The following is a 25,165-nucleotide window of genomic DNA, read 5'->3' as shown; positions in this document are numbered from 1 at the left end:
AGCCTTATTGTCGTATTTGTAATATAAATTAATTTGTTCTAGATGAGAATTAGATTTGTACATTATTTCCCAAGGGCTTAGTGGGTATTTTGAAGAAAAGAAATAGCTACCGCTTGCCTGACTACTCGTTAACTCTCGGGGAAATGCTCAAGGAGTGATGCCATTCTGGCGCTAGGCTAGTGCTAGGTTAACGAGCAGCTAAACTAAAAATTCGCTTCCACTTATTCTTTTTCGCTTTCTTATCAGTCACATAAACGTGGCAATATCTACATTCGGTATTGGCGATAGCCTAAAACTATCACCAATACCAAGTAAACACTATCTTGTGTTAATTATCTCAATTAACTAAACGTATTACCGGAATTTACGGCAATCTTGATTTCTTTAATCGCACCAAAGCGTGCGTCTTGCTTGTTTCGGCGATTGTTTCGGCGGATTAACGCGTTTAACTGGTAAATTGACGTTAACATCGCATAAATTGGTGACAAGTAACCTTTTTCACTCAAGGACTTTAACTGTTCGCCAGAAAGCGCATTCAATTTATCTTCGTCAATAGTGCATAAGCCTTGTAACGTTTCTTGGCTGCCGTCTTGTCGATGAATAACTAAGTTAATGGCTTTGACTAAGCCCAATTCCTGCATTGCCTGACCAAATTGGTAAGTGTGAATATCTTGTTCGATACTCGCTTCCAGTAGCTGAGTGACGCGCATCAGCTGAGCGCTTGCCTTGCCGGATGAGCTGAAAATCGCTTGATCTGCTTGAGTTTTTTGCTCAGAAAAGGCGGCACTTGCTGGGTTAATACCTATGGTATAACCCTTTTCTTCACCTGGAGCTTTCATTAAGTAAAAAGGAAAGGTTTGCATCGCTAACGGCTTGAACGCAGGAAGCCACTGGCCTGACTCAACAAACAAGTTAGTGCCCATAGCAAAGCTGGCAACCGCCGAAATGCGCCACACACCTGAGCTGGGATCTTTCATCAAGAACACCGGGAAACTACTCCCCGCTTGCCCAACTTCTTGTACTTTTAAGCTGAGTAAATGTTGACTGGCAGCGAATTCCAGCTCTGCATTGGCTTTTATACACAATGATTGATGTTGTTCGCTGTTCAGGGCGACTAATGCCGTCATAACTCTCTCTTTTTATATATGTTGTCAATGTAATCTTTAGGTTTTCATCAAGCGGGTTCACAACCAGTTTGAGCTAGCCCGTTTTTAATAACCATCAGGGCTTAACCCGTTGCCAGCCACTGTTCAATGTAAGCGCGGTGAGCAGGCAAGTTTTGTAACATTTGCTGCGTAATTTGCTGGTTGCGTCTGATCAATTGCTGCGCTTGTTGCCCTTGATTGTACAAATAGGCTTGGCTGGTAAAATCTGGCTTGAATTCCATACCGTAAAGCACGTACTGATAACTCGCCGCAGGGAATAACTCAATCGCACTATCAAAATCATTCGTTGCTGGGCCGCGATATTGCCAAATAGCTAAGTCATCTTTAAGCGATTGTGGGAATGTACTTTCATCGCAATGGGCTTGCCAATATGGCTCTGGGCGTTGAGTCAGCATGTAGTGCAACTTCAAGAAGTCAGCAATGCGCTGCCAGCGATAGTCCATTTGTTGGTTAAAGCGTTTTGCCACCACCGGCATAAGCCCTTTATCCGCAGGTAAATTCTCACCAATAAAACGCGACGACAGTTCGATCAACATAATCGCGGTCGCTTCTAACGGCTCAACAAAGCCAGCAGCCATACCAACCGCCACACAGTTTTTATGCCAGAACTTTTCTCTGTGGCCAGGCTTATACGAGATCTTGCGCGCCGTTAACCCCTCAGCTGCTTTACCTAGGTATTTGCGCAAGTTTGCTTCGGCGTGATCATCACTGGTAAAGCGACTTGAATAAACATGACCAACCCCGCGACGATGGGTTAAGCCAATATCCCAAATCCAACCTGCATCTTGCGCTGTCGCTATGGTATGAGAAGCAACAGGGCTATCATCGTTGTCGTAAGGCACTTGCATCGCCAGTGCACTATCGTTAAACAGCACATCGTCAAGTGAGTGGTAACCTACGCCAAGCGCTTTGCCAAGTAATAACGAGCGCGCACCTGTGCAATCGACAAATAAATCAGCGCTGAGTTGGCCTGTTTTTTCCAGTGCTATCGCGGCAATACTGCCATCTTCGGCGATCACAGTCTCTTGTAAAGTATCTACTAAGTGGTGGACGCCCAGCTTTGCTGTGCAGTGCTCTTTAAGCATAGTTGCCAGCTCACCCGCATCTAAGTGGTAGGCATAATTGCACGGCCCTTGGTAGTCGAGATCAGCGTGCCCTCTTGGCGCTAACCCAGCTTCGCAAATGTGGTGTTGGAAATTTGATTCAATCGCAAAGTTTTCGACGTTTTCAACATAAGGGGCAAGATCGAGCTTGCCGTATCCCAAGGGCACAGTGAACGGGTGATAATAAAAATCACCGTTGCCATGGACCCAATTGACAAATTTGCCACCTTGCTTAAATGCTGCGTGGCAGCGAGCAAACACTTCACGCTCACTTAACCCAATTTGGCGCAGGGTATTTTTCATGGTTGGCCAAGTCCCTTCGCCAACCCCCAATGTCGGTACGTCAGACGATTCGACTAAGGTAATGCGAAACTGTTCGTCATTGGCGCCTTGATGATACGAAGCAATGACGGCTGCAGATAACCAGCCAGCAGTACCACCGCCCACAATGACAATATTTTTAACCGGATGCGACATAAAATATCCTTTGGAGTGTTCACTCGAGACTAGTGCTTATTTTGCCCACTATACTTTTGCCTAATATGCAAAGGAAGCATCAGTCGAATAACATTTCATAGCGAACCTAAGCTTAATACTTTATAAAAATGGCCTGATTGCGAACAAGCAGGCCATTTATATCAGCTTTTGTTTAGTTGTTAAAAACTAAACGTGCAGCTTAGAACTTAGCGCGCACACCCACAGCGTAACGCGAGCCGTTATCTTCGATGTTGTACACTTGGTTTGCAAAGCGACCGGTTTGTACTAGCTCTTCTTCAGTAATGTTAATACCTTCAAAGAATACCGAGATATTTTCGTTTATATCGTAGCTCGCACTAATGTCCCACTGACCAAAGGTATCTGTGTTTACTGGTTCGCCGTTGAAGCCGTTGTCCACTAAACGCAAGAAACCTTCACGGTTGTTGAACGCGATACGCGCTTGCCAGTTATCCGCTTCGTAGAACACAATTAAGTTTTGTGAATCACCCAAACCTTCTAGCGCGAACGCTGTTGATTGGTCTTCACCCAACTCAGTGTCGCTATCAACGATAGTCGCATTCGCGGTGAAACCGAAACCGTTTTCGAAGATGTGTGTTAAGGCCACTTCATAACCAGTTACTGTGATTTCTTCCGAGTTTTGTGGACGTGTTACTGAGTAAATTTCTTGTGCACCAGATAACTCGTCAGCGTCTGAACAGAACTCGCCTTCACAGGCAAAATCTGGTGCGGTACGGCCCGTCATGTCAAACGTTTCGGTACCGGTGCGCGTGATGATGAAATCGTCTACTTCTTTGTGGAAGAAAGCGAAGCTAAACAAGCTCGCGTCACCGTAGTACCACTCGTAAGAAATATCCCAGTTTTCAGAAGTGAAAGGTTTTAACGACTCGTTACCACCTTGAGCCGTTAAGTTTTGACGGCGAGGCTCGTTAAAGGTCGTCGCTGGCGACAATTGCGAAAGTGTTGGGCGCGTTAATGAGTCATATGCAGCAAAGCGAAGTACCATATCATCTTGTAGCTCTAACTTAATGTTTAAGCTCGGTAGCAAGTTTGAGTATGAACCGCTTTCTGAGATATCACGCGCAGGGCCAAATACGTTAGCAAATAACGTTTGGTCAGACGTCGGCACAACATTAACAATGTCACTTTGTACCGCTTCTGCTTCAACATCAGTTGTTGAGTAACGCGCACCAACGTTAATGGTTACAGGCATATCATCTAGATCGAAACCGAACGTAAAGTCAGCGTACAATGAGGTAATATCTTCGTTTACGGTGTAACGGTTGTTTTGTAACGTCGGTACAATCGGGAAGCCTTGGTCGGCTAAGTAATCAACATACGCATCACCGTCGTAGGTGTAGAAAGTATCAATTAAACCAGAGAAGTAGTTTTCTGCGGTAAACTCTCTAAAGTCAATCACGTCAAGTGGTGCTGGAGTGCCGTAACCACAGAATTGACATTGGTTACCAAAAATTTGGAAGCTCTTCTTCTCACGCTCTTGGCGGTAAATACCAAAGCGCGCGGTTTCAAATACATCGCCATCCGCTTCGTATACAAAATCAGCTTTTAATTCAGTGATTTCATCTTCGTCACTAAACTGATTGCCTTTTTCGTTGTAGTGTAAGCGAGCTAGGTTGGCGTCTGGCAATGCACCATTAACAAAACCGTCGTGCGAAACAGTTGGTGTGCCGCCCGTACCATCAAATTGGTAGTTGTTGATAATGCCCACTACGTTAAAGCGGTCACGGCCAGCGCGATCGTTTTCAGCTGACGACGTTGAAACGTCAAACGTCGCTTCCAGTTGGTCGTTAATCAGCCACTCAACCTGTAAACCAAAGCCATCATTCGAGACATCGCGTGAGTTACGTGTGTGTGATACAAAATCAGTTGCCGGGTTACCACTACTTTCAAATAAACCAACATCTTGCGTAAACTGCAATAAGGTGCCAGTTTCCGGGTCGATGGTTGCCGAGCCAACGCGATCAGGTTCAAACCATGATGCTAAGTCAGTCACTTGCGACTCAACTTCAAATTTAGACACGAAACCGTCTAACGAGATCGTCACATCATCACTTGGCGCGTATTGGAAAACCAGGCTAGCGTTGGTACGTGTGCGTTCTTGTTGGTCAACAATTTGGTCCCAGTTACGCGGGATGTATGCATTCGTGAACAGCACGCCATCACGGTTATTTGAAATCGTTTGACCGCCACGCCAACCGGCGGTTTCAATGCGGTTAATTTGTACGTCACGCTCAGAATGGGTCACGGCAAGTAACACACCCATGGTATCGTCGTTAAACGTATTGCTCACTAAAAATGAAGCGCTTGGCGAGGTTTCTTCAGACAAGCTTTCATACATGCCTTTTAATGAACCAACCAATTGTAAGCCATCGTAGTCGAACGGGCGGGCAGTTGATACGTTGATCGTACCACCAATGCCACCTTCTTGTAGCGTCGAGGTTGAGGTTTTGAAAATATCAGCGCCAGTGATTTGGTCGGCAGCGATAATATCAAAGTTAAATTCACGGCCGGCACTATCCGTCGCAATTTGGCGGCCATTCACTAACACAGTGTTAAATTGTGGGCCAAAACCACGAACCGTCACTTGCTGGCCTTCACCACCACTGCGGTCAATTGAAACACCTGTAATACGCTGTAAAGACTCGGCAACGTTCAGATCCGGGAATTTACCCAAATCTTCCGCGGCGATCCCGTCTGACACAACATCAGATTCTTTTTTGTCTAACATTGACGATTTCAAGCTACTTAGCATACCAGTAACTGTGATCACCTCAACGTCACTTTCAGCTGCATCTTGAGCAATTGCTACTTGCGAGTAGCCGCCCAAAGCACCTGAAATAGCGACTGCCAAAGCAGTGCGTTTTCCTAGGTTTAACATATATCTCCCCTTTTGTACTTGCTTGTTGTTTTTTCTGTGTTTTAAACGTTTTTAATGCTTTATTTATTAAGTAGTTACTGGCTACGCGCTGCCAAATATTGGCTTATGTTTTGTTGTTGTGTTTCGCTTAGCAGTAATCCTAATTTCGTACGACGCCAGATCACGTCATCGACACTTTTAGCCCATTCTTGCTCGGCTAAATAATCCAATTCTTTCTGGTATAAACCTGCACCAAAGTCTTCACCCAAGTCATGTAAACACTCGCATCCCTTTAAAAAATGCAGGGCAATTGTCCCGTAAGTCCTAACGTAGCGAGCGATCAAGGTTTCCGCCAGCCAACCAAAGCCACCGCGCAAAGTTGCTGCCAGTGATGCACGGTCGGTAAAGTCGCCCCCTGGTAGCGCCGCTTGCTTCGTCCAGGCGGGTTTCATATGTGGGAACACTTGGGTGAGTTTGTCGACAGCGGCTTCCGCCAAAGTGCGATAAGTGGTGATTTTGCCGCCGTAAATATTGACCAAAGGCGCGTGGCCTTCGGTGATTAATTCTATGGTGTAATCGCGGGTAACCGCTTTGGCGTCTTCCGCTTCATCGTGCAGTAATGGGCGAATGCCGGAGAAAGTGTGCACGATATCGTCACGGCTAATTTGGCGCTTAAAATAGTGATTGGTAATACCGATAATGTAATCAATTTCAGCGCTTTCAATGGCTACATCTTGCGGATCGCCTTGGTAATCGACATCAGTTGTACCGACCAGTGAGTAGTCTTGTTCAAAGGGCAACACAAACACGATACGTTGATCTTCGTTTTGTAAAATATAGGCGTGTTCGCCTTCGTGAATACGCGGGACAACAATGTGGCTACCTTTTACTAGACGCAGGCCATGCGTGTGCTCTTTCACCACGTTACCGGTAATGTTTTCAACCCAAGGGCCAGCCGCATTAATTAAGCTTTTACTGCGCACTGTGATGGTGTCACCAGTCGCCTTGTTGAGCAATGATAAATGCCAAACGCCGTCGATAGATTCCGCGGCAACTAACTGTGTCCGAGTTAAAATTGTCGCGCCCTGCGCTTTCGCTGACAGCGCATTGAGGACGGTTAATCGGGCGTCATCCACCCAGGCATCCGCGTATTCAAACCCTTTTTTAATATCTGATTTAAGTGGTGATTGCTGGTCGAACTTGATAGCGCGTGATTTGGGTAAGGTAATGCGCTTGCTCAGGTTGTCATATAAAAACAAACCAGCGCGAATCATCCAAGCGGGTCGTAAATGCGGTTGATGCGGCAGGCGAAACACCAATGGCGAGATAATATGTGGCGCGTTTTTCAGTAATACTTCACGTTCAGCCAGTGCTTTTTTCACTAAACCAAATTCGTAATACTCTAAGTAGCGCAAGCCACCGTGAATGAGCTTGCTGCTCGCACTTGAAGTGGCTGATGCAAGGTCGTTCATTTCGCACAGCAGCACGTTCAATCCACGACCAGCGGCGTCATTGGCAATACCAACACCGTTAATGCCGCCGCCAACAACCAAGGCGTCGTAAATTGTTTCTGTTACATCCATCTAACTCGCCACTCTATTGCTCAAAATAGTTTTAGAACGTGCAATAAATATAATTTATATGATAAATATAATCAATATGACAAAGCACCTTGTTTAAAAAACAACCAGCACTAGCTTTAGCGCGATTTCGTGATAGCTTTTGTTGATTTGCTCTGCGCTACCCTGCTTTGTTACCAATGGTTTTTACTAAAGCCCGAGCTAAGCGTTACATATACCAATTGAAATAACTATTTAATCATTCAGCGAGAATTAACAGGCTTAGAGGCATAGGTTGTATGCTCCATGCATAACCTAAGTACCTACATCCATGTAAGCAAGGCATTGATTGCAGAGAATGGTCGCTCCACTTTTTTACATGAAAAGCAAAATCAATAATGCCGCACAAGTCGCTGTTAAATCACTTATAAGCAAAGAATTGAATACATTCCATTGAACTGAAACACAACTTTTACCAACAGCTGTCGATTAACAATAATCGCCAAGGCTAACATCACTTCACCATCGCTAATTAGTTGACTTAGCTCAAGCTAGGTTTAAGATAAATAATCATATTTATCATCTTATACAAGAGGCGGCTATGGAAAAATACCTACTTTCGATCGACCAAGGTACCACTAGCTCACGCGCAATTTTATTCAACTTACAAGGCGAATTAATCGACAGTGTTCAACAGGAATTTACCCAACACTACCCTGAAAATGGTTGGGTTGAGCACAACCCAGACGATATTTTGTCAACCGTCATAGGCACGACAAAAACACTACTTGCACAGACCAACGTAGCGCCTGAACAAATCGCCAGTATCGGTATTTGCAACCAGCGTGAAACCACTTTAGTTTGGCACCGCGAGACTGGTCAGCCAATCTACAACGCTGTGGTTTGGCAAGACAGACGTACGGCCGATTACTGCACTGAGCTGGTTAATGCTGGCCACAGCGAGATGATCACGGAAAAAACGGGGTTGTTAATCGACCCTTATTTTTCTGCCACTAAAATTAAGTGGATACTGGACAATGTTGACGGTGCACGAGCGCTGGCTGAGCAAGGGAAGCTTGCTTTTGGTACCGTCGATACCTTCATTTTATGGCACCTCACTCAGGGTAAATCACATTACACCGATGCCACCAATGCCTCACGCACTATGCTTTACAACATTCATCAAGGCTGCTGGGATGACGCTCTACTGGCACTGCTGGATATCCCCAAGTCGCTGTTACCGCAGGTTTGCGACAGCGCATTTGATTTCGGTGAAACCAGCGTGTTTGGCGGTACTATTGCCATTCAAGGGATCGCCGGCGATCAGCAAGCGGCACTATTTGGGCAAACGTGTTTTGCGCCGGGTACCGCCAAAAGTACCTATGGCACAGGCTGCTTTTTAATGGTCAATACTGGCGAGCAAGCATTAACATCGAACAATCGCCTGCTCACCACGATTGGCTATCAAATCAATGGCAAAGTCCATTACGCACTAGAAGGCAGTATTTTTGTCGCAGGTGCAGCAATTCAATGGTTACGTGACGGCGTTAATATGGTTAGCTCTGCGAAAGAAACGGAAGCCATTGCCACCAGCACATCTGTTGATTCTGGTATTTATTTTGTGCCAGCCTTTACCGGTCTTGGCGCCCCTTATTGGGATCCGGAGGCGCGCGGTGCGATTTTTGGCCTTACTCGCGCTACTGGTATAAACGAGATTGTCTCTGCCGGCTTGCAATCGGTGTGTTACCAAACGGATGACCTAACCCAAGCGATTGCCAAAGACGGTATCGCCATCAAGCAAATGCGGGTTGACGGCGGTATGGCAGCGAATAACTGGTTTATCCAATTTCTCGCGGATATTTTAGATGTGCAAATCGACCGTCCAAAAACAGTGGAAACGTCTGCGCTTGGCGCCGCTTATCTGGCGGGCTTGCAAGCTGGCGTTTATGACTCTTTAGCGCATATTCAGTCACTGTGGCAGTCAGACACTCAGCTCACCCCGAAAATGTCGAGCGAGCAACGTGAAAAGTTACTGCACGGCTGGCAAGACGCCGTTGCCCGCGTCTTAAAGAAGTAAGTTTTATCTTCGAGCGCAGTTTTATTGCTCATGTTTAACGGCCAACTTTAGCCACGATTGGTTTAGCGCCAATAGGCTGAACAGTTAATGCTTTGAGTTGATGCTTAACAGCTATTGGCTTAATCGCTAATGATTTAGCAACAGCTAAAAGAACCATTAGCCATGAGTAACGGTCCTTAGGTGCAGCCTAACCAAGCTTTCTTATTTCGATATCAATAAGTTAGCTTTATTTTCTGTTCAATACTTGCTTCACCCTTGGTGATAACTAGCAAGTACAATCCCATCGCTGCTTAAAAAATGGCTTGCGAGCCAACTTTCGCAATAGTAGTATTTATACTATAAATACCTAGTTAGCCATGAAGTTACCGCGCTGGTGGCCTCATCAAGGCAAATTCTTTAGCATCAGGAAAGTACTGTGAAGGTTCTTGTTACCGGTGGTATGGGCTATATCGGCAGCCATACCTGTATTGCGCTGCATCAAGCTGGCTACACACCTGTGATTTACGATAATCTGTCAAACGCGAGCGTTAAGGTTATCGACCAATTAGCACAGATCACAGGTCATCACTTTGACTACATCGTCGCCGATATTGGCGATAAAGACGCCCTATCCGCTGCTATTAACGATCACCATATCCAAGCAGTATTCCATTTTGCTGCACTAAAAGCCGTCGGCGAATCCACCGAGCAGCCTATTCGCTATTATCAAAATAATGTCGCGAAAACGCTGACGATGATCGAAGTGATGTCCGAACTTAATGTCAAAAAGCTGATTTTCAGCTCGTCGGCCACGGTTTATGGCGACCCTCAATACTTACCAATTGACGAGCAGCACCCGATTTCGTCGACCAATCCTTACGGTTGGAGCAAAGTCATGGTGGAGCAAGCATTAAACGACTTGGCCGCCAGCGATGGCGAATGGTTAACCATTGCACTGCGCTATTTTAACCCGGTAGGCGCCGATAAAAGTGGCCTAATTGGCGAATCTCCAAAAGGCATTCCTAACAACCTGATGCCATTTATCGCACAAACGGCGGTCGGTCGCCGCGAACATGTCAGCGTCTTTGGGGATGACTACGACACGCCTGACGGTACGGGGGTACGCGACTACATTCACATCAGCGATTTGGCGGATGGCCATGTGGCTGCGTTTAGCCATCACTTCAATCACGAGCAAGCAGGTACTGGCAGCTATGCTTACAACCTTGGTACCGGTGAAGGCTACTCGGTATTAGAGATGATCAAGGCATTTTCAGTTGCCTCTGGGGTTGACATACCCTACCAGCTGGCACCGCGCCGCAGCGGTGATATTGCCTGTAACTACGCTGATGCGAGTCTTGCCAAACAAGGTTTTGGCTGGCAGGCAAAACGCGATATTAATGCCATGACGGCTGACACTTGGCGCTGGCAAACTAATTACCCGAATGGCTTGGACGAATAAATATCCAGCTATTCCTTTGTTATAACGAACACGTTTCAACAGAAATGCTATGTCCTAATCAGCATAGTGTTAGGTTAACAACACATGAGTGAATTTGAATACACGCACCGCAGAAAAAATCCACTAACTGGTGACTGGGTGCTAGTGTCACCACACCGCAATAATCGCCCTTGGTTAGGCGCGACTGAGCAAGCAAGTACTGAAAGTTTGCCAAGTTATGTGGAAGATTGCCCGTTATGCCCGGGAAACAACCGAGCAAACGATGCCAAGAATCCCGACTATCAAGACACTTTTGTGTTTGTAAATGACTTTGGTGCGCTTAACTCACAGACAACAAAAGAAAGTAATGGCAGCGCTGCAGATGATGAGTTATTCACATTTGAAGCCGCCCGTGGTGAGTGTCGCGTTGTTTGTTTCTCGCCCGATCACAGCAAGACCATGCCGCAACTTTCAGTTGCTGAACTCACCAAAGTGGTGACCACCTGGCGTGAAAATTATTTGGAACTGGCGAGCACCTACGCCAATGTGCATATTTTTGAAAACAAAGGTGAAATCATGGGCTGCTCGCAGCCACATCCGCATGGGCAAATATGGGCGCATCAGCACACCTCAAGTGAAATCAGCAAGAAAGGTTCACATCAAGCAGCTTACTATGGGCGCCACCAAACGCCGTTATTGGCAAACTATATCGACAAAGAGCTAGCAGATGGCACCCGGGTTATTTGCAGCAATGAACACTGGGCTGCGGTTGTGCCGTTTTGGGCTGCATGGCCTTTTGAAACCCTCGTTGTCGCGCGTCAGGATATTCGCCAATTTGGGCAAGTAAGCGACGAGCATGCGGTAACTCTGGCGCGCCTACTCAAAGAGCTAACAACGCGTTACGACAACGTATTTAATTGCAGCTTCCCTTACTCAATGGGCTGGCATAGCGCGCCAACGAATTTAGCTGACGATAGTCATTGGCGACTGCACGCGCATTTCTACCCACCGCTATTGCGTTCAGCCACAGTGAAAAAGCACATGGTAGGTTACGAAATGTTAGCGGAAAGCCAGCGTGATTTGAGCGCAGAAACCGCGGCCGCAATTTTACAAAAAGCCAGCACAACACATTATAAACAAGCCGCACAAGGCAAAGATTAAGCGCAGCGCTTTAACGTTAGCTAACGTTTTAGTTAAGGTGTTAATTAAAGCGTTAGTTAAGATTTCAGTTAAGGCACTGTGCAAAGGATCACTCAAGGTATTAGCAATGACTAACAATCAATTTACAGCCGATTTTCAGCAGTTATTTGGCCACCCCGCGCAAGGACTATCTGTCGCGCCAGGGCGCGTTAACTTGATCGGTGAATTTACGGACTACAACTTGGGCTATGTGCTGCCCTGTGCACTCAATTTCAGTACTCAGGTTTTATTTAAAACCCGTGACGATAAGCAAGTTGTGGTGTATTCCAACAACTATCCGGGAGAGCAAGACAGCTTCAGCATTGATAACGATATCGCCCAAGGTGATTCGCAATGGGGGAATTACATTCGCGCGGTAGTCTACGTATTGAAAAAACGCGGCTATGCACTTGGCGGTATCGAACTGTTAATTAGTAGTGATGTGCCGCAAGGGGCGGGCTTGTCTTCTTCAGCAGCGCTGGAAGTTTCTATCGCGGGCGCATTTAACCAAGCATTTAACTTGAGGATAGACACCAAAACTATCGCCTTAATTGGTCAACAAGCTGAAAATGAATTTATGCACTGCCAGTGCGGCATTATGGATCAGCTGATTTCTGCACAAGCAGAAGCCGGCCATGCGCTAAAAATTGACTGTGACGACTTATCAACAGAAAAAGTGCTTATTCCAGAAGACCTTAACTTAGTGATTGTCAACTCTAACTACCCGCGCAAGCTAGTAGAAAGTGAGTACAATCAACGTCGTTTAGACTGTGAGGGTGCTGCGCAAAAAATGCAGGTAAGTTCACTTCGCCAAGCAAATTTGGCCTTGCTTGAGCAAACCAAAGCCGTGCTGACTGAAAATGAATACAAACGTGCGTTTCACGTATTAAGTGAGAATCAACGTGTTGTGGATACGGTTACCGCATTAGCCAACAACAGTATGGATGATCTGCGCGATTTATTGGCAGCCTCACACCAATCACTGCGCGATAACTTTGAAGTCACCGTACCTGCCACCGATGGCCTTGTTGACATTATCAGCCGAGCGCTTGAGGGCAAAGGCGCGGTGCGTATGACTGGTGGCGGCTTTGGTGGGGCAGTGATTTGTTTGTGTCGCGATGACGAAATTGCCGTGGTTAAAGCCGCAGTTGAAAGGGAATACCAGCCAAAATTTGATTTACACGCTGATATTTTTGTTTGTCAGGCGGGTACTGGTTTGGCGGTAAATACCGTTTCCTAAACCTTACGCAGCGAAAATTTCCGGAAAAAATTTACGGTGAAGTAATTACGTTATTTATTGCTTACTTCACCTTTGTATATCCACATTTCACCTTAGCCATTTTATCACGGTATCGACGATTTCCTGCGTTGAGGGCAGCACCTGATAAGCTGCACTACCAAGTGGAATAAAGCTGTCTTGCGCGCAAATTCGCTTGATGTCTGTAATCACTGTGTGCTCGGTGAGCAAGGTCACTAATGCCTCACTAATGGAGCCATTCGCTCGGCATTCATCAACAATTAGCACTTTTTCACATTCGCTCAACTGGTGAATCAGCCCAGCTTCATCGAGCGGCGCCAGAAATCGCAAATCAACCACACAAACATCAATGCCCTGCTCAGCAAGCAAGACTTGTGCTTGGCGCGATAAATAACAGCCATTGCCATACGTCACAATACTCAATGAAGTAGCACCTGTTGTATTTATCGGAGGATGTACTTTGATGCCCATATCAATTGTGTGCTCAGCCAAAGCTTGATAGTGATAGTGGGACATCCACAAGCCATCGCTTTTAGCTTTGCTTGGCAAGAGATCTTTTGTCATATACAAGGCGATTGGCTCTAAAAACACCACCACTCGCTGCTGCTCGTGAGCAAGCTTGATACAAGTGCGCAGCATCTGGACACCGTCTGCGCCAGTTGACGGACAAGCTAAAATCACGCCCGGAATATCGCGAAAGACGGCAAAGGAATTATCGTTGTGAAAATGGCCACCAAAGCCCTTTTGATAAGCAAGGCCAGCAATGCGAATCACCATAGGGTTAGTAAATTGCTGGTTGGAGAAAAACGACAGCGTGGCCGCTTCACCGCGAATTTGATCTTCGGCGTTATGCACATAGGCTAAAAACTGAATTTCAGGGATGGGCAAAAAGCCATTATGTGCCAAGCCAATTGCACCACCTAAGATCGATTGTTCGTCCAGCAGGGTATTCATCACGCGATTACTACCAAAGCGCTCGTTAAGTTTACTCGTCACGTTGTAAACGCCGCCTTTTTTCGCGATATCTTCGCCTAGCATCACCATATTTGGTAACTCAGCCAATGCGTCCATCAAGGTCCAGTTGAGTAATTTGGCAAGGTGTTGCGGCTTAGCCAGATTGTGCTGTTCATGCGCAAACAAAGTGTCGCGCATTGCCTGGCTTACACGCTGGTAATCTAATTCACTCGTAGATTTTGCTTGGGGAATTAAACTTGCCATGACTTGCGCAGGACTACTCAACTTAGGCTGCTGCGCTACTTGCTCAGCAAGATCGCTGATATGCGCAGCCGTTGCCTCATAGAGCTCAATAATTTTTGCTGTCGACATAATACCGTGATTGAGTAACAGTTTTGCACTGTGTAGCAAAGGATCTTGGCGCTCTGTTTCCTCAATACTCGCGAGATCGCGATAACTAAATTCCGTATCAGAGCCAGCATGACCGAGCAAGCGTACCATGCGCACGTGCAAGAACACTGGCTTTTGTTGTGCTCTGGCAATTTTTGCGGCGTTACGTGCTGCCTGATAGGTATCCATTAAATTCAAGCCATCGCAATAAAGATAATGAATACCTGCGCGCTGTTTGAAATTTGCAGCAATCCAACCTTGAGGAGTTGCGGTTGAAATACCAATGCCGTTGTCTTCGCAAATAAACACTATGGGCATAGGAATAGATTGATAAGCGCACCAGGCAGCGCTATTGATAGCGCCAAGCGCTGTCGAGTGGTTGGCCGAGGCGTCACCAAAGCTACAAATAACAATACTATCGCTCGCCAGCTTACCATTAAAATTTAGCCGTTGAGCTAAGCCAATCGAGAATGCCGTCCCCATTGCTTTTGGTAAATGCGAAGCAATCGTACTGGTTTGCGGGGGGATATTGTGCGCTTTTGAGCCCAGTACTTTATGACGACCACCAGAAACCGGATCTTCACTGCTCGCGGCATATGACAATAACATTTCGTAAAGCGGCGCATGGCCGGTTGCCTCCTTGGCTCTTTGCAGGCAAAAGGCACCACTGCGATAGTGTAAAAATGCCATATCGTCAGCGCGAAACGCTTTGCCGTAAGCGGCATTGCCTTCGTGCCCAGCACTGCCAATGGTGTAAAAGCTCTGCCCTAGCTTTTGCATGACTCGCGATTGCAAATCCAAGTGGCGGCTCATCACTTGCGTGCTAAACATATCCACCAATTCACTATCACTGAGGCCAACCGATTGTGGAGATTGTGAATACGTTAGGGCTGGTAATGCTCCTGTGCGCACACAGCGCGCAAAATTTTCTTTCACTATTTGATTTCTATCACTCATTTATCAAGTACTTAGTCAACAATCATTCATTTAATAACGCTAGTTTCTGATCGGCACAATCGCAAATTCATTGTGATAAAAACGTGATTCTTTTGTGACCACTTTGCAATGGCAACGCAATATCTATCCGTCATCATTGATAGTGTTCAAGGTACTAGCTAGGTGCTTGCTGTGTGACTAAGTGAAACTGCCTGGCCGCTAATTCGCTTATGTCTCTTGGCTTTATTTAACCAACTAGCTAGCACCTTTTTAACAACACCTTTTTAACAACACCTTTTTGACATTGACACCTTATTAGCTGATACCTGACTAACAATGCTCGCGCTGGCATGTGCGCTCGATGTAGTTGCTTTATTGCGGTGGCATAAAATGCGACTGAGGCGCACTATCTGCTAAGAGATATTGATCACACCTTGCTCTTGGCAAAATCACGCTTAGTGCAAAGTCACGCCTAATCGAAGGCAAGCGCTCGCCAAGTAATGTTGGCAATCAATAAATACGAGCTTGGTAAATACATTGTGAAAAAAGTAGCACAAACAAGTGAATATAAATGCGATGTTGTCCGGTCTTAGGAATTTACATCTATCATTAATGATGAAAAGGCGTTGCTCATATCGAGCATTTCATCAGGTTTTGATGTTGTATTAACCATTGAGTATTGCTGAATGATGACTTAGCTATTTCAATTGGTAACAGTATGTGATGGATGAAAAGACTTGGTGATGCGGCAATCAGATTGCTTGCGCAACCAATAGTGAGTTTTCTTATAACACAAATAGATTAGGCAGTTGGCAATTGCCAACTGGTGGCCAGGGATTATGACTGACAAAATTTTGATCATTGAAGACGAACAAGATATTGCTGAGCTAATTGCTGTACATATGCATGAACTTGGTTTAACTCCAGATAAATGTCACACCGGAAAACTAGGGCTAGCCGAAGCGCTTAGCCAAGACTATCAATTGGTAATTCTCGACGTTATGTTACCCGACATGAGCGGTTTAGATATTTGCCGACAACTGCGCGAAGCCAAACCACTGCAAGCAATTATGATGCTAACCTCACGCAGCTCAGAAACTGATCGAGTATTGGGGTTAGAGCTTGGCGCCGACGACTACATGGCAAAACCGTTTAGCGTACGCGAGCTACAAGCCCGTGTGAGAGCACAGCTCAGGCGCGTTCACAGCTTGCAAAGTATCGCCGTACCGTCGCAAGTGAAAGCCGTGACCTGTATTGGCAAGCTGATGGTCGACCATCAATGTCACAAAGTGACCTATCACGATAATTCGATCAATTTAACCTCAACTGAATTTGAACTACTGAGCTTTTTAGGCAAACATCCTGATCAGGTATTTTCACGCAGCCAATTGCTTGATTCCGTGTGGGGCTATCACCACAGCGGTTATGAGCACACGGTCAATTCACACATCAATCGTTTGCGCAACAAACTGGAAAAAGACGTGACCCAGCCGCAAATCATTCAAACGGTTTGGGGTGTCGGTTATAAACTTAATTCAGCAGGAGTGCATTGATGAAAGTGATTGCCAATTCCCTCTACCAGCGGCTGGCAATTTCCGTCACCCTGACCTTTGCACTGCTGGGTTATTTATTTTTTTGGTGGAGTAGCTCACTTGCCCAACACTCGCAGTTTCAGGCGGAGCAGAAACTCCATATTGAATTAGCAGAGCACTTAGCGCAAGACAACCCACTATTGCAAGATGGTGTATACGACAAACCCGCGCTAGAAAATTTGTTTCATACGCTGATGTTATTGGGGCCTGCGTTTGAGTTTTACTTTCTCGACCCAAACGGCAAAATTCTCACCTACTCCGCCAAGCCCGATAAAATAAAACGCGAGTCGGTCGACTTAACGCCCATCTCTCAGCTTATTGATGCGCCCCATCAAGTGCCTATTTTCGGTGATGACCCGCGCCATTTATCACGCAAAAAAATCTTCTCTGCCGCGCCCGTTTACAAAGGCGAAAAACTGCAAGGCTATTTGTATGTGATCATCGGTGGTGAAATATACGATTCTACCTACGCCAAAGTAAAATCAGACCAGCAGCTACTTGAGCATTTATCGTTACTCGGCGGGAGCTTACTGTTACTGCTGATTTTATTGTTGATGTTGTTCCGCAGTTTTACGAGCCCTATTCGCCGCCTAGTGCGCGATATAAATGCCATTCGCGCCGCCAACTTTGATCAAGACAAAATTGCCTTAGATCATTGGCGAGAGTTTACGCGTGATGACGACCGCCAAGCTGAGCGAGGTAGCAAACAAAATGAAGTAGAGCAGCTGGGCGCCAACTTTGTCGCTATGGTGGAGCAAATTAACAGTCAGTTCCAGCAGCTTAAACACAACGATAAAATTCGCCGCGAGTTGCTGGCTCACCTGTCACATGATCTAAGAACGCCATTGGCGGCGATGAAAGGTTATGTGGAAACCTTATCGATAAAAAATGATGAACTCAATAGTGAGCAACGCCAGCAGTACATCAATACCGCATTGAGAAACGTTGAGCAGCTCAAACTGCTTATCGATCAAATTTTTGAGTTAGCGCACTTAGAAGACGGGCAAGTCTCGGTCAATAACGAAGCCTTTGCTGTTGGTGAGCTACTGCACGATATCATTGCCAAGTTTGCGTTAAAAGCCAATCAAAAACGGATTAATTTGTCGCTCTTACCGGAGCACTGTGAGCGCGTTGTCTTCTCAGACATCGCCAAGCTAGAGCGAATCTTAACGAACTTAATTGAGAATGCCCTGCGCCACACCCCAGAAGACGGTAATATCAATGTGCAAATTACGCCGTTGGAAGACAAATTGAGAATTAGTGTAGTTGACACAGGCACTGGCATTCATCAAAAAGACTTAGCCTATATTTTTGATGCCAGATACCGAGCGAGTAACGCCCGCGGTGAGAAAAATCAGCACGCGGGTCTCGGGCTAGCCATCAGTAAGCGGCTGAGCCAATTGCTCAACAGCGATCTCAGTGTTAGCAGTGAGTTGGGAAAAGGCAGTGCATTTTCACTCACCCTAGCACAGGTGAGGTAGTCCTTATTTAGGCGAGCAAGCCTTATTTTGACGAAAATGAGTATTTAGCACGTAAATTAAGTGAGCGCGTATTAAGCGCGCTCTTGGGTGAGTAACTCAATGCAGCTATCGATAGCAACTGCAGGACTAAAGAAGTAGCCTTGGATTTGGTTACAGCCGTAATCACGTAAGCACTCCAGCTGCTCAAGCGTTTCCACCCCTTCTGCAATCACTTGCATATCAAGCTTTTCTGCTAAACTAACTAAGGTTTGTGTCAACAGACTTTGGTTGCACTCGGTTAAGATATTATCGACAAAAGACTTATCGATTTTTAGAATATCGACTGGGTATTCAATCAAGTTACTCAAGGACGAAAAGCCGGTACAAAAATCATCTAACGCAATTTTTACTCCACTCTCCTTTAACTTTGCCAGAGCCTCATTAACGTAATGATTGGATGACATTGCCACCGATTCGGTGATCTCAATCACAATCGAGTCGGCAGGTATTTCAGCGGCGTTTATCGCCTGCGTGACCAACTGCACTTGATCATTATCGGTGCGAAACTCATTGATAGAGCGGTTAATACTAAAGCTAATGTCCGTGTAGCCAAGCTGATGTAGGGCTCGCAAGTCTTGGCAAGCGCGCTCTAACACAAACTGCCCAAGTTGCGTAATTAAACCGAATTCTTCGGCAATCGGAATAAACTCGCCGGGTGAAACAAAACCCAGGTTTGCATCATGCCAGCGTACCAAGGCTTCAAACTTTTCAATTTTTTGTGATTGCGCGCAAATAATCGGCTGATAGTTAACAGTCAGTTGCTGCTCGCTCAAGGCAACTTTTAACTGATCGCGAATCGCTAAACGGCGTAAGTATTGCTGCTGTAATTGTGTGTCGTGAATGCCAATCGTTGCGTGGCTACTGCCCTCTTGCTTAGCTGACTCTTTCGCGCGCAGCATGGCATAGCTAGCATCGCGTAGCAGCGCGGTAGCAATAGCATCTGAAGAAGCACCTTGCTCACAGACCTTATCCTCTCCAGGATCGCACAATAAGGGGCGGTTTGCTGAGTATTCAGCCAAGCCCAAACTAATGCTGATCTGAAGGACAAGCTGATCTAAATAAAACGGCTCAGCAATTGTTGCTTGCACGCGCTCGGCAAAATGTTGTGCTTGCGAGAGATCGTGGTTTGGCAACATAAACGCGAACTCATCAGCGCCGTAACGACAAACCAGCTCGGCACTATCAAGTAATTGCTGTAATCTTGAGGCCACTTGTTTTAACAACCAATCGGCGGTTTGCAGGCCGTAAATGTCGTTAATTTCTTTGAAGCGATCAATATCAGCAAATAAGACAACAAAAGGCAACTCTGCTTGGTTACTCAGTGCCACTTGCTGTTCCACTTGCTCGATAAAGGCACGGCGATTTGCCAAGCCCGTCAGTGGCTCTTTATTGGCGTAGAAGGTTAATCGCCGTTCAGTTTCCTTCCACTCGGTAATATCGCGAAACAGCGCAACGTAATGACTGATTTGCCCGTATTGATCTCGCACTAAGTTAAGAACCAACTCTTCGGGAAACACTTCGCCATTTTTGCGTTGGTTAATGATTTCACCACGCCAAATGCCATCGGCTAACAACTTCTCCCACATCGCCTGATAAAAAGCACTGTCTTGTTTACCCGAGCTAAAAATGGCGGGATCTTTACCAATTAGCTCGTCTTCTTGATAGCCTGTCAGTGTTTCAAGCGCTTTATTCACCCAAATAATTTTATTGTTGTTATCAGTGATCATTACCGCTTCTGATGAATTGGCCAAGACCATATTTGATAACATTAAGTGACGGTTAAGACGCTTTTCTTCGGTGATGTCCTGAATACTCAGCTGCACTATCAACTCACCGGTTAAGCTGTCTTGCTTAGTCACCCCCAACACTTTTAGTTGCTTGAGCTCATCCGCTGGGGTACAAATTTGCACTTCCATATCAAACCGGTTAACGGTTTCGTCTTCCACCGCGGCTAATTGATCATTCACTTTTTGATGCTCTCGCGGGTCAATTAACGCCAACAACTCTTGACGAGTTAGCTGCTGACCTTTAGGCAAGCCAAACAGCTGATAGGCGTAATCACTGGCAAGTACATAGTCAGATCCCAAACGCCATTCAACCGTACAGAGTTTAGCGAGCGATTCACCTAGTGAAAGGTGTGACACCAATTGCTGATTCTCAAAGGTATTCAATTCATATTTAAATTCAGCACCTATCAAATAACCCACTTCGCGAAACCAAGCTTGTTCGCTGGCAGTTATATCCATTGCTTGATCGAATAAGCAAACCAATATCCCCACTGGTTTATCGTTGAACGAGCGAATAGTGACGGCAATATAGCTTTCTATCTGCCATTCTTTTAATGCCGCATCACTTGGGAATTTGGTTTGTACGTCACCGCGATAGCAACAAGTACCCAACGACTTTTTCGCCTCGGCACAAGGCGTGCCAGTTAGTTCATAAATAAAGTTGTTGGTTTCTTTGCCATCTGCCAAATGCAGCACAGTACGCACTTTGTCGTTATCAACAAACTTGCCGATAAAGCAATGGCTTGGGTTAAATTTTTCTTGAATACTTTGTAAAGCGTGGCGGTAGCGACCTTGGCTAGATTGAATACCGAAAAATTGCGCTAAATCGTTAGTCATAAATACTTTGGTTCAGGTAAGGCGAACTGGCCAACCACCTCGCTTACGCTATGGTAGTTACACAGCTCACGCTTGTTAATTACTTACAATGTGAGTGGAATCATTTCAACGTTCTACTTAAACGTACTACTCAACTCTTCGATATCTTCAACATTTTTGAAAACATCAACGCTATTGCGTTCTACTTGACGGAAAATTTCAGTATTGCGATGAGAGTGATCTGTAATGGTTTGCACGCTATCTTTGATCTGTGCGGTGACCACACTTTGTTCTTCCGTTGCAGTAGAAATTTGCGCAGTCACATCGTCTAACTCATTCATCATAGCGTTCACTTTGCCCATCGCTTGCTTAGCTTCAATGGACTCAGCGTTACACTGTTCCGCATTGTCTTTGCTCGCCAACATCAACTCACGCCATGAAGTTAACGTTGCTTGCAGCTCTTTTACCGAGCCGCGAATTTGTTCTGTCGCGCCTTGAGTTCGGCTTGCCAAGGTACGCACTTCATCAGCGACGACAGCAAAACCTCGGCCTTGCTCGCCAGCTCGTGCCGCTTCAATCGCGGCATTTAACGCCAGTAGGTTGGTTTGATCGGCAATCCCTTCAATTTCCGCCATGACACTTGAGATTTCATCGGCATCGCTGACTAACTTGTGCGCGGTGCTTGCGGCGTTATCCACCTCGCCAGCTAGCACGCTGATTTTAGCTTGGCTAGAGTTCACAACCTCAATCGCACCATCACACGTTGTTTGAACCTCTCTAACTTTGTCGTAGGCATACGCGGTATTGCGGTTGACTTCTTCAAAACTAGTGCTCATTTGGGTGATAGCAGTGGCCAGTTGGTCTAAGTGATTGCTTTGCTCCATGATACTGGCAAACGCTTCCCCCGTTGACGTTTGTAATTGCTCTGCGACCTGCTTTAAGCTGCGGCCAGAGTCATTGCCACGACCTAATACGGTGCGAATTTTTGCGCTGAGCAGTTGTCTGGGATAGTCGAGAATACCGACAATACCTTTACCACTAATAATCAAGCGCGTTGGGCTGTCGTAAAGTGCTTTTGATTGCGCAACGTATTTGGGCAATCGAATCATTTCTTCAAAGAAAACCGCCGTTAATATCGCCACCAGAATAAAGGGAAGTAAAGCCAGTGCAATGGCCCCTGTTTGCACGTAAAGCAATATCGCAGCAAATAAACACACTAGCCCAGCGATCGTGATTTTAAGTGTGCTGTTCGCATGAAAATCCGAGACTTTCTTCTGCTGATTAAGTGCATCATAGAGCGCTTGCGCTTGCGCTTTTTGCGCCTGTGATGGCTTACAACGCACCGACTGATAGCCAGTGACTACGCCTTCTTTGTAGAGCGGTGTGACAAAGGCATCAACCCAATAGTAGTCGCCATTTTTACAGCGATTTTTCACCATGCCACGCCATGAATCACCGCGCTTTAACTTCTCCCATAAATCGCCGAATGCCAGCTTGGGCATATCAGGGTGGCGTACTAGGTTATGCGGTTGACCAATGAGTTCCTGCTCACTATAGCCAGCAATCTTACAGAACTCAGGGTTAGCGTATGTGATTACCCCACGGGTGTCAGTAATTGACACGAGTTGCTCAGATTCAGGAAATAGGACTTCCGCGCCGCTCATAAATGTAAACCTCGAATAGTGAAAAGTAATTTCGTTAGTAACAATTTAAAATTTTTCATTGATATCCATCAAAAAACCAAATAATTGATATCCATCAAAAAACCAAATAATTGGCCTGATCAGATTTTGATCTATATCAATAACTATACGTTTTGTCTCTATGCGAATCAAAATGCAATTAGCCCGATTCACTCGTATTACGCAAAATATGTGCACCTTAGACCAGCCAAGCCAATTCAAAATCAAGCAAAGCTCTACTGGTATATCGATATACAAATGTAGGAAAGAATTATGAATTTTTGATATCTCAACCTAACGGTCAAGATCATAACGCAGGCTTGCGATCATCATCCGTAATTAAACGTAAATAATTGTAATAACTAGAGTTATCGCTCGTAATATTGAACAAGACACAAGCAATTGTTATGCGGGTGTTAAGAAAACATTGATGAAATGAAAGTCGGCCACAGCGTGTTTTGATGTTGTGCTCGGAAAAAACCAAAATGCCCAATACGAGCAACATTTTGTTGGCTAGGGCAAATATACTCATGCCGTTTGTCTGCTGACTGATAAAAGCTATGCAGTTTTTCAAAACCAGCGTAATTAATCAGCTCGTCATCTTTAAACGCAATGGCAGTAATAGGAATAGCTAAGGATTGATACTGAGCGCGAATTTGCATACCCTCAGAGCCAACGAGGTAATCGGGATCAAGGCACCAAGCACGCCATTGACGGATCACTTGCCGAGGTAAATTGCCAACCACACCCAGCTGCTTACCGGGAAAGTAGCCGCAAAGTTTAGTTGCCACAGGCGCCAACATAAACCACAACACGAGCGATAATGCTTTGACTTTGGGATCAGACTTGCGCCAATAACCTGAGCCAGAAGCAACCGTAATCAGTCGAGTTACCTTGTGACGATTAGGGATCATCGCGAAGACTTGTCCGCCCAAGCTATGACCAAGCCAGTATAGTGGCTTGTCCTGTGCCATTAACGCGGCTTTATCAATCATGTAAGCACAATCTTGTTGCACCCATTCAGAAATAGACACCTGAACTTTTGACAATGGCTGACGCAATGACAAGCCTATCCCTCGATAATCAAATGTCAGTACATCAAAGCCTTGCGTTGCTAGCCAATCGGCAAAGTCGAAGTAAAACTTCTGCTCAACTCCCATGGCGGGTGCGATAACAATCACGCCTTTTGCGCTTTCTTGCGCTTTGAAATAGTGCCCTACCAAGGGGTTATGACAACAAATTTCAACGCTAAACCTTTGGTGCACGAGCTAATTCCTTAAAGCTAAAGTTGGGCTACTACTAGATTGAGATGGTAAGCTTCTGTCGCGAACAGCGGTAATCTTGAAGCCGCTAATCAATGACAGCGATTCAATGCCTGACCATTAAAATAACCTAACCAAGCTCGCCAAGGCAATCAAGCTATTTTTTGTACAGTTTTTATCGGCTTAACGCCTTCGCCCTGCGCACTTTCTGACGGAGGTGACTGACTCGGTAGCTGCGGCTCTGCGCCTAAATGTAGCTCTTTAACATCCAAGAGTTCACACATGCGCTGAAATGTTGCGATGTCTTGCGCAGAAAACGTGTCTTGGGCTGCATGTAAGCTACCGTCGACAAAGGCGAAATCGCCATTAATATTGAGTTGAGCAATTGCCCGATATGGCTGTCCATAGCTATCAACTTTAAGGGCGCGTACTAACTTTACTTCAAAAATCCAGTCATCCATGCGTACACACCGTGAAATAGCTTGAGTCATTGTGCTACCTTGTAAAAAAGCCGATTACGGGTTGGGGGCGCAATCGGCAAAATGGGAGAAACGTATTTATAAGCCGTTGTGAACATATTTGTGAACATAGCTGTGAAACCTGATGGAGCGCTATTGGTAAGGCCACTCAAGGTTGTCACTGCCATGCACTAAAAGTTGTTTTTAATATCCACTTTCGCCAAGAAGCTTTTGAGTTCTTCTTCACTGATGCCTTTATCGGCGTTACTATCGATTTTGCTAAACTGCTTTTTCAATAGCTTGTTCTTGGTCATACTCAACTCTTGCTCGCTAATCACGCCATTACTATCAATATCTAGCGGTGCAAACAATTTGTCATGGGCAAGTAATTGATCTGCCTTGACCGCATCTTGTGCTTGTTCCACTTTCGCCATGACTGGCTTTTCTTTATCAACATCTTTCGGCTCGGCATTGGCTTGCACTGTGATCGAGCTTACGGTGGCAACCAGTACAAACGCTGTAACTTCCAATAAACTAATATTTTTCATGATTCGATATCCTTGTTTAAGTAATTTTTATGACTCAATTTAACCTTGATTCAGTTGACTATTTCAGCTGACATTGGCAGGCAAA

16 protein-coding genes are annotated in these 25,165 nt (G+C 45.6%); 6 read left to right on the top strand and 10 right to left on the bottom strand.

What is annotated here, in order from left to right:
• Positions 1-341 precede the first annotated feature (341 nt).
• The 4 genes from DXX93_RS03080 to glpD all read right to left on the bottom strand — a co-directional run bounded on the left by DXX93_RS03080 (position 342) and on the right by glpD (position 7,225).
• Entirely contained in the window at positions 342-1,127 is a 786-nt protein-coding gene (locus DXX93_RS03080; protein WP_116006762.1) for a SapC family protein, read from the bottom strand.
• Between the two features lie 101 nt (positions 1,128-1,228).
• Positions 1,229-2,746 (bottom strand): tryptophan halogenase family protein, encoded by a 1,518-nt coding sequence (locus DXX93_RS03075; RefSeq protein WP_116006761.1) that lies wholly within the window; start codon positions 2,744-2,746, stop codon positions 1,229-1,231.
• A gap of 199 nt (positions 2,747-2,945) precedes the next feature.
• On the bottom strand, positions 2,946-5,663 hold the full coding sequence (locus DXX93_RS03070) for a TonB-dependent receptor (protein ID WP_116006760.1): 2,718 nt from the start codon (positions 5,661-5,663) through the stop codon (positions 2,946-2,948).
• A gap of 74 nt (positions 5,664-5,737) precedes the next feature.
• Complete coding sequence (gene glpD / locus DXX93_RS03065) at positions 5,738-7,225, bottom strand: glycerol-3-phosphate dehydrogenase (protein ID WP_116006759.1); 1,488 nt, start codon at positions 7,223-7,225, stop codon at positions 5,738-5,740.
• A gap of 577 nt (positions 7,226-7,802) precedes the next feature.
• On the opposite strand from glpD, the gene glpK reads away from it, so the two are divergent.
• The 4 genes from glpK to galK all read left to right on the top strand — a co-directional run bounded on the left by glpK (position 7,803) and on the right by galK (position 13,117).
• Complete coding sequence (glpK, locus tag DXX93_RS03060; RefSeq protein WP_116006758.1) at positions 7,803-9,278, top strand: glycerol kinase GlpK; 1,476 nt, start codon at positions 7,803-7,805, stop codon at positions 9,276-9,278.
• Positions 9,279-9,693: 415 nt separating this feature from the next.
• A complete protein-coding gene (gene galE / locus DXX93_RS03055; RefSeq protein WP_116006757.1) occupies positions 9,694-10,719 on the top strand; it encodes a UDP-glucose 4-epimerase GalE in 1,026 nt (341 codons plus the stop codon).
• An 84-nt stretch (positions 10,720-10,803) separates the two neighbouring features.
• Complete coding sequence (locus DXX93_RS03050) at positions 10,804-11,859, top strand: UDP-glucose--hexose-1-phosphate uridylyltransferase (protein ID WP_116006756.1); 1,056 nt, start codon at positions 10,804-10,806, stop codon at positions 11,857-11,859.
• A gap of 106 nt (positions 11,860-11,965) precedes the next feature.
• Positions 11,966-13,117, top strand: coding sequence for a galactokinase (galK, locus tag DXX93_RS03045; protein WP_116006755.1), 1,152 nt, complete (start codon positions 11,966-11,968; stop codon positions 13,115-13,117).
• 87 nt (positions 13,118-13,204) lie between these two features.
• On the opposite strand, the gene DXX93_RS03040 is transcribed toward galK, so the two are convergent.
• Positions 13,205-15,436, bottom strand: a complete 2,232-nt coding sequence (locus DXX93_RS03040) for a dehydrogenase E1 component subunit alpha/beta (protein WP_116006754.1) — start codon at positions 15,434-15,436, stop codon at positions 13,205-13,207.
• 818 nt (positions 15,437-16,254) lie between these two features.
• Here DXX93_RS03040 and DXX93_RS03035 point away from each other — a divergent pair.
• Both DXX93_RS03035 and DXX93_RS03030 read left to right on the top strand, forming a co-directional pair.
• Positions 16,255-16,968, top strand: coding sequence for a response regulator transcription factor (locus DXX93_RS03035; RefSeq protein ID WP_116006753.1), 714 nt, complete (start codon positions 16,255-16,257; stop codon positions 16,966-16,968).
• A complete protein-coding gene (locus DXX93_RS03030) occupies positions 16,968-18,488 on the top strand; it encodes a sensor histidine kinase (RefSeq protein WP_116006752.1) in 1,521 nt (506 codons plus the stop codon). Before DXX93_RS03035 ends, DXX93_RS03030 begins: the two co-directional genes overlap by 1 nt.
• 71 nt (positions 18,489-18,559) lie before the next feature.
• On the opposite strand, the gene DXX93_RS03025 is transcribed toward DXX93_RS03030, so the two are convergent.
• From DXX93_RS03025 to DXX93_RS03005, 5 genes are all read right to left on the bottom strand, one after another.
• Positions 18,560-21,151, bottom strand: coding sequence for a putative bifunctional diguanylate cyclase/phosphodiesterase (locus DXX93_RS03025; RefSeq protein ID WP_116006751.1), 2,592 nt, complete (start codon positions 21,149-21,151; stop codon positions 18,560-18,562).
• A gap of 113 nt (positions 21,152-21,264) precedes the next feature.
• Entirely contained in the window at positions 21,265-22,794 is a 1,530-nt protein-coding gene (locus tag DXX93_RS03020; RefSeq protein ID WP_116006750.1) for a methyl-accepting chemotaxis protein, read from the bottom strand.
• A 434-nt stretch (positions 22,795-23,228) separates the two neighbouring features.
• Positions 23,229-24,077: an alpha/beta hydrolase family protein gene (locus tag DXX93_RS03015; RefSeq protein ID WP_220347549.1), complete on the bottom strand. Its 849-nt coding sequence runs from the start codon at positions 24,075-24,077 to the stop codon at positions 23,229-23,231.
• Between the two features lie 149 nt (positions 24,078-24,226).
• Entirely contained in the window at positions 24,227-24,565 is a 339-nt protein-coding gene (locus DXX93_RS03010) for a hypothetical protein (protein ID WP_147302634.1), read from the bottom strand.
• Between the two features lie 158 nt (positions 24,566-24,723).
• Complete coding sequence (locus DXX93_RS03005; protein ID WP_116006748.1) at positions 24,724-25,080, bottom strand: hypothetical protein; 357 nt, start codon at positions 25,078-25,080, stop codon at positions 24,724-24,726.
• Positions 25,081-25,165: the final 85 nt, after the last annotated feature.

Source organism: Thalassotalea euphylliae (assembly GCF_003390335.1).
In the GTDB taxonomy this organism is placed as follows: Bacteria; Pseudomonadota; Gammaproteobacteria; order Enterobacterales; family Alteromonadaceae; genus Thalassotalea_F; species Thalassotalea_F euphylliae_B.
Note: the sequence above shows the minus strand (reverse complement) of the source record. Positions and strands in the feature narration are given on the sequence as shown.